The sequence below is a fragment of the Microbacterium sp. gxy059 genome, assembly GCF_050958665.1.
GTDB lineage: Bacteria > Actinomycetota > Actinomycetes > Actinomycetales > Microbacteriaceae > Microbacterium.
Genome location: NZ_JAMXWT010000025.1, coordinates 39387 through 46535, shown reverse-complemented (window position 1 = coordinate 46535; position 7149 = coordinate 39387). Strand labels below are relative to the sequence as shown.

Genomic DNA, 7149 nt, shown 5'->3' with positions numbered 1-7149 from the left:
ACCAGCCTCGTCGGCTCCGGCCTCGGTCTCGTCCGCGCCAGCCTCGGTCTCGTCCGCGCCAGCCTCGGTCTCGTCCGCACCAGCCTCGGTCTCGTCCGCACCAGCCTCGGTCTCGTCCGCGCCAGCCTCGGTCTCGTCCGCGCCAGCCTCGGTCTCGTCCGCACCAGCCTCGTCGGCTCCGGCCTCGGTCTCGTCCGCATCCGCGATCACCGTGACGGTGGTCTCGGCCGGAGCCTGCGACTCCTCGCCGACAGCGGTGACGTCGAGCTCGCCCTCGGGCGTGCCCTCGGGAACCGTGTAGTCGACGGAGAAGCTGCCCTCATCGTCGGTCGTGGCGGTGATCTCGTCGTCGCCGATCGTGATCGTCACCGTCTCGTTCGGCGCGAAGCCCTCACCCTTGATGGTGGTGTCCTCGCCCGCCTGGAGCTCGGCGGGGTCCGCCGTGATCGAGGTGTCGTAGACGACGTCCTGCGCGCGCACGGTCGACGACGCGAGCGACACGTTGGCCACGTTCAGGCCGGGCAGCAGCGCGATACCGATCGCGTTCACCGTGAAGGACTCATCGCCCAGCAGACCCGGGGCGGGCTGCTCGTTGATCGTGACCTGCACGATCTGGTTGAGCCCCTCGAAAACCGGCGAGAGGCCCCTCAGGAGAGCCGAGAGCGGCTTCGAGATGGTCTCCTCGAGGTTGTCGAGGAGCGGCACGATTGCCGTTCCCAGCGTGCTGCCCACGGCGTTCAGCACACCGTTCAGCACCGGCGTCAGCAGGGCGTTGACCAGTCCGTCCAGGCTGATGCCAAGCGCACCCAGCAGCGTGCCGAGAAGTCCGCCCTGCTGCACATCGATCGTGATGAGGTCGGTGTCGAAGTCGTCCGCCGTGCCGAGCAGCTGACCGAGCGGTGCATTGATCGACACGTCCGCGCCCACCGTGGCAACGAGCGGAACGCGGAGCTGAAGACCCAGCTCGATGTCCACCTGCAACGAGTTCACGATGTTCTTGACCGGAACTACGACGCTCGTGACGACGTTGCCCAGCAGGTTGCTGACCGCGTCCGTGATCTGCGTCAGAGTACCGTCGTCGAGCAGCAGCGTGTTCGCCGGGAGACCATTCAGGTCTCCGCCCTGCACGAGCTTCGACAGGTCGATCGTGATGTCGCCGGAGCCCAGGTCGATCGAGAGCAGGCCGTTGTCATCCTCGATCGTGCTGTTCAGCAGCGTGTCGATCTCGTCGAGAGCGGCGTCGAGGCCGTTGACGCCGACAGATCCGGTCTGGACCGTGGTCTGGAGAACACCCAGGTTCACGTCGAGGTCGATGTCGTTGAGTGCGCCGACGAGCGTTCCGTTGGATCCGAGCGCTGCGTTCAGCGCCTGGCCGAGACCGGACGACACGCTTCCGAGCGCCGTGGTGAGGTCTCCCGCGAGCGGGCTGGAGAGGTTGAGCTCGGCACCGGCGACCGTGTAGTCCGAAGTCGTGGTGCCGCTGTTGCGCTCCGCCACAGAGGCAAGCGCCCCGAGGTTGAGCGAAAGCTCATCGATGACCGCGTCGGTCACACCGTCGAGGTTGAGCTGACGCAGCAGGTCGGTGAGGTTCACCGACGCGTAGTCCACGCTGCCCTCGTTGATCGCGTCGAAGTTGATTCCGCCATCTTCGCCGATGACGCCCGCCGCGGCCCGGGCCTGGTTCGCCGACGGCGAGTGGCCGTACGAGTTCACCAGGCCGGCGTTGCCGAGGTCGAGCAGGCCGTTCTCCTGCTCGGGCGTCTTCAGCAGCGGCAGGTTGACCGTGGGGAGCGAGACATTGAGGAGGCCGAGGGCCTCGATGCTGAGGGGGTTGAAGTTCGCCCCTTCGTCACTCGGGTTGCCCGACGTGGTGACACCCACATCGACCAGCTGGCCTCCGGTGAGGTCACCGAGGATGTCATTGAGCAGGTCCGACGAGATGACCTGCGCGAGCGACTCGGAGTCGTCGGTCTCCGCAGCGAACGCGGGTGGCGCGACGAGCGCTGCTCCGGCCATCGCGGCGGCGGTGACGACACCTCCTGCCGCGAAACTCAGTCGGCGGCGAGGAGCCGCCCGATTCGTGTGTACCTTCATGTCTTCTCTCAGTCAGGTGTAGAGGGATACAGCAACCACGCGCATGCGCAGGGACGGCACACCCGTAGCTGGCCCGAGCCTATGTGCGGCATATCGCTTTCCTGCAGGAGTTCCCGTATCACGGAGTTCACACGGAGAGATGACGGATGTCCTATGGAGATATACGGAGATCACACGACCGCAATACTGATATTCTCCTGAGAGATGCGGGAGGCGCCGATGTCTCCCTCGCACGTCGCCGACGCCCCGCCTGCCCCCGAGAGGATCCGCCGATGACCCGCACCCTCCGCGCCGACGACCTCGACCGGATCCGCGCCCTGTGCGACGAGGGCGACGACATCCTCGTACTGGGGCCGACCGGATCCGGAAGCGGGCGCCTCCTGCGCGAGCTCGCCGAGCGGCTGCGCGACGAGCAGGTGCCGTTCGCGGCCGTCAGCTGCGCCGCCGGAGACGCCCTCGACCGTCTCGCGGAGGCCGACCAGCCCCCGCTCCTCCTCGTCGATCGCTTCGAGGACGCCGACCTGCCGTTCCTCGAGGCGATCCTCGATCTCGCCCCGACGCCGACGACCGTGGTCGCCGCGCTCGAGACGAACAGCAGCACGACCCACTACACGGAGTCCCTCCAGCGGCTCCTCGCCGACTCGGCGCGCGCACGCGCTCACCTCCCGACGATCCGCCGCCACCGGCTCGCGCCCCTGTCCCCCGCCGAGATCGAGCGGATCGCCCACACCCGCTCACCCGAGCCGCTCGACGCCCGGACCGTGCACGCGATCCGCCTCCTCTCCTGGGGCCGCCCGGAGTGGGCGCTCGACCTGATCCCGCTCGCGCACGCCGGGGCGATCATCGACGGAGCCCGCATCGGGATCGACCCGCGCGCGATCCCGGAGCTCTCCCTTCCCGCGCTCGCCGACCTCGCCCGCGCGATCGGCCCGCTCAGCCCCGAGGAGGCGGCCGGAGCTCTCGTGCTCGCCGAGGTCGACCCCCTGGATCCCGCCCAGGCCGCCGATCTCGTCGGCGAGGCGACGGCGAGCACCCTGCTGAGCCGCGGCGTCCTGCTGCCGCAGGAGGAGGCCGAGCTGCACACGGTGCCGGCGTTCGCCGCCGCCGCCGTGCACCATCTCGCGACCCCGGAGGCTCTGCGACGAGCCCGCTCCCGCGCCGCCTCGCTCCTCCTCTCGGTCGAGGCGTTCGGCCTGCAGCTCTTCCCCGCGGACACCGCCTTCTGCGCACGCGCGCTCGGGACCGACATCGCGCCGGAGTCCCTCCCCGCCGACCCCGACGTGCGAACCGCCGTGGTGCAGCGCACGACGGCCGACGAGCTGCTCTTCGGATCCGAGGGCTCGCTGCGCGCGCTCCTGCTCCGCACGGCGCACCGCGGGATCGAGGTCGACAGCGCCTTCCGCGCTCGCGCCCTCACCGCGCTCGGCCAGCACCGTCAGGCCCTCGCGGCCCTCGCCCCGGCGCCCGACGCGCGCCCCGCGAGCGGCCCCACCCGGATCTCCATGCTGTTCCTCGCCTCGCTCTGCGCGGCGGAGCTCTCCCTCCCCCTCGCCGACGTCCTCCCCTTCGCCCTCGAGAGCCGCGGCGAGCGCGACGCGCTCACCGTCTTCGAGCAGTGGAACCACGGATCCGTCGCCGACCGCTCCCCCGCCGCGACGAGCGCGAGTCGGCACGCGCTCCCGGAGGTCGCGCTGCTCGCCGAGGTGCTCTCCGGCCTCGAGAGCGCGCGGCACGGGCAGACAGCTCCCGCGGCTCTCCCGAACGAGCGGCGGGCGCTGTTCCTCCGGTCCGGACTCGCGCCGGACCGGTCCCTCGAGGACCTGCTCACGACGGCGGCCGTCGGCTACGGCCTGACGCTCGTGCTCACCGGCGAGATCGGACGCCACCGCGAGGAGCTCGCATCGCTCGTCGCCAGCCTCCCGGCCGCCGCGCACCACGAGCGCTGGCTGCAGCACCTGTGCGCCGCCGGCACCGCGCTCGCCTGCGGCAGCGCGGAGCGCGCATCGCTCGAATGGCGGCGCCTCGAGCAGACGGTGCCGCGCTTCCTCCCCCTGCGCCTCCGCGCCCACCTCCAGGAGGTCGGCGCGCTGCTCGGACGCATCGCGCGGGGCGAGCCGGCGCCCGAACCCGTGGACCTTCCGCCCGAGCCCCGCACGCCGCGCCGCCCCTCGCATCGCGGAGCCGCGCCGCACGGCTCGTCGCACCGCGCGCACGACGCGGGCCCGTCCGGCATCGGGCTCACCCCCACCGAGTGGATCCTGCGCTATCTCTGCGACCGCGAGGATCCGCTGCCCCGGGCGCGCATCGACGCCCGCGAGCGACGGTCGTCGCTGCCGCTGCTCCACGTCGCCGAAGCGCACGAGGCGGCGAGCGCGAGCCAGCACCCCGCCGAGCTGATGCGAGTCGGGCAGCGCCTCGAGGAGCTCGGCATGTGGGCGCGCGCCCTCGACGCCCTCACGGAGGCGGAGCGGATCTTCATGCGCCGTCGCGCCGGAGCCGGCGCGACGCACTGCCGCACCCGGATCCAGCTGGTGCGCGAGCGCCTCGCCGCCGAGGCGCGGTGGCACGAGCCCGACGACGCGGGCGGAGCGGTGCGGGTGCGCCTCACGCCCCGCGAGCGGGAGGCCGCCCAGCACGCCGCGCGCGGGCTCAGCAACCAGCAGATCGCGACGCAGCTCGGATGCGGCGTGCGGACCGCGGAGTCGCACCTCGCGCAGGCCCGCGCCAAGCTCGGGATCGCCCACCGGCGCGATTTCGCCCGGCGACTGCGCGAGATCGGCGAGCTCGACTGACGGCGCGTCCGCCGGGGCGCCCGCGCCGCGCGCCGCGGGGCGGTCAGCGGGACGCGTCGGCGATGACCCGCAGCACCTGCTCTCCGTAGGCCTCGCGCTTCTTGGCCCCGATGCCGGAGATGCCGTCGAGCTGGTCGAGCGTCGCCGGCCGATGCTCGGCGAGGGCGCGCAGCGTCGCGTCGCCGAACACGATGTAGGCGGGCACGCCCTGTTCGCGGGCCTGCTCGGCGCGCCAGGCGCGCAGCGTCTCGAACAGGTCGCGGTCGCCCTCGGCGAGCGTGTCGGCCGCCGTCGTCTTGTGGGGCCGATCGGCGCGGGAGGGGCGGCCGATGACGTCCTTGCGCAGCAGCACGGGCGTCTCGCCCCGCAGCACCCCGGCGGACGCCGGGCTGAGGGCCAGCGTGTTGTACTCGCCCTGCGCGACGAGCAGCCCTCCCGCGAGCAGCTGGCGGATCACGCTGCGCCAGTCCTGCTCGCTGAGGTCGTCGCCGATGCCGAACGTCGACAGCTGATCGTGCCGGAAGCGCGTCATGCGCTCGGTGCTCTTGCCCCGGAGGATGTCGATGAGGTGCCCCGCGCCGAACGACTGGCCGCGCTCGCGCTGCAGTCGGACGATCGTCGACATGAGCTTCTGCGCGGCGACGAGCCCGTCCCACGTCTCCGGCGGCTCGAGGCACGTGTCGCAGTTGCCGCAGGGCCCCGACTCCTGGCCGAAGTAGGCGAGCAGGTTCTGCCGGCGGCACGACACCGTCTCGCAGAGCGCGAGCATCGCATCGAGATGCTGCTGCTGGCGCATCTGGATCGCGCGGTCGCCCTCGCCCTGCGCGATCATGCGCCGCTGCTGCACGACGTCGCCCAGCCCGTAGGCCATCCACGCGACGCTCGGCTCGCCGTCGCGGCCCGCGCGCCCCGTCTCCTGGTAGTAGCCCTCCACCGACTTCGGCAGGTCGACGTGCGCGACGAAGCGCACGTCGGGCTTGTCGATGCCCATGCCGAACGCGATCGTCGCGACGACCACGACGCCGTCCTCCCGCAGGAAGCGGGCCTGGTTCGCCTGACGCGTGGCCGGGTCGAGCCCCGCGTGATAGGGGATCGCGTCGACCCCCTGCCCGGCGAGGAACGTCGCGATCTGCTCGACGGACTTCCGGCTGAGCGCGTAGACGATGCCCGCGGATCCCTCGGGCTGCGAGCGCACGAAGCGCAGCAGCTGACGGCGCGCGTCGGCCTTCGCCTCGATCCGGTACTGGATGTTGGGCCGGTCGAAGCTCGCGACGAAGTGGCGCGCATCGGGCAGCCGCAGGCGCTCGGTGATCTCGCGGTGCGTCTCGCGGGTCGCCGTCGCGGTGAGCGCCACCCGCGGCACGCCGGGGAACAGCTCCCCCAGGTCGCCGAGCGAGAGGTAGTCGGGGCGGAAGTCGTGCCCCCACTGGCTCACACAGTGCGCCTCGTCGATGGCGATGACGCTGAGGCTCCCGCGCGCGATGAGCGCCCGCGTCGCCTCGCCGCTGAGCCGCTCGGGCGCGACGTACAGCAGGTCGAGCTCGCCCGCGACGTAGGCGCGCTCGACCTCCGCGCGCTCGGACGGGGACAGCGCGGACGAGAGGGCGGCCGCCTGCACGCCGTTGGCGCGCAGCGCGTCGACCTGATCCTGCATGAGCGCGATGAGCGGCGAGACGACGAGCCCCGTGCCCTCGCGCACCAGCGCCGGGATCTGATAGCAGAGGCTCTTGCCGCCGCCGGTGGGCATGAGCACGATCGCGTCGCCGCCCGAGACGACCTGGTCGATGATCTCGGCCTGGTCGCCGCGGAACGCCTCGTAGCCGTAGACGACCTCGAGCGCCTCGAGCGGCGACGCGAAGCGCGAGGAGCGCACGGCGGGATCCTCCGAGGGCCGCGATGCGCCGGCCGGGGCCCAGGGGATCTCGCCGCCGTCGTAGTCGGCGTACTCGACGCCCGGCGGCTCCTCCGGGGGGATCCAGCCGTCGTCGAAACCGGGGTCGTACGGCGGAGAGGTCATGTCTCCAGCGTAGGCGCGGCCTCCGACGCTCCGACGCGGGAAACGAACGGCCGGCCTCTCGCAGGACGAAGGGCCGGCCGTTCGGAGCTTCCCGACATGGGGGGTGCCGGGGAGAGCTCGTGTCCTGCTGGATGTGCTGATCCGGACACCTGTCCATTATGCCGTGCCGCCGCCCCTCCCGGCTCCCATTCCGAGCAAGTGCACACCGTGTCGTGACAATCGCGTGAGATCGGTCGTCGCGGCCCG

General features: G+C 72.0%; 3 protein-coding genes. 1 reads left to right on the top strand and 2 read right to left on the bottom strand.

Annotated features, from left to right (window positions below):
* Window positions 1-2016: choice-of-anchor G family protein (locus NHL53_RS12840; protein WP_433777265.1), on the bottom strand; the 2016-nt coding region annotated here is incomplete at its 3' end.
* Window positions 2017-2366: 350 nt separating this feature from the next.
* Between NHL53_RS12840 and NHL53_RS12835 the strand changes: the two genes are divergently transcribed.
* Window positions 2367-4886, top strand: a complete 2520-nt coding sequence (locus NHL53_RS12835; protein ID WP_433777264.1) for a LuxR C-terminal-related transcriptional regulator — start codon at window positions 2367-2369, stop codon at window positions 4884-4886.
* A gap of 43 nt (window positions 4887-4929) precedes the next feature.
* On the opposite strand, the gene recQ is transcribed toward NHL53_RS12835, so the two are convergent.
* Window positions 4930-6903, bottom strand: a complete 1974-nt coding sequence (recQ, locus tag NHL53_RS12830; RefSeq protein ID WP_433777263.1) for a DNA helicase RecQ — start codon at window positions 6901-6903, stop codon at window positions 4930-4932.
* Window positions 6904-7149: the final 246 nt, after the last annotated feature.

Bases quoted from the DNA above. Each gene is read 5' to 3' on its own strand.
- NHL53_RS12835 (WP_433777264.1), top strand. From the start codon at position 2,367: ATGACCCGCACCCTCCGCGCCGACGACCTCGACCGGATCCGCGCCCTG.
- recQ (WP_433777263.1), bottom strand. From the start codon at position 6,903: ATGACCTCTCCGCCGTACGACCCCGGTTTCGACGACGGCTGGATCCCC.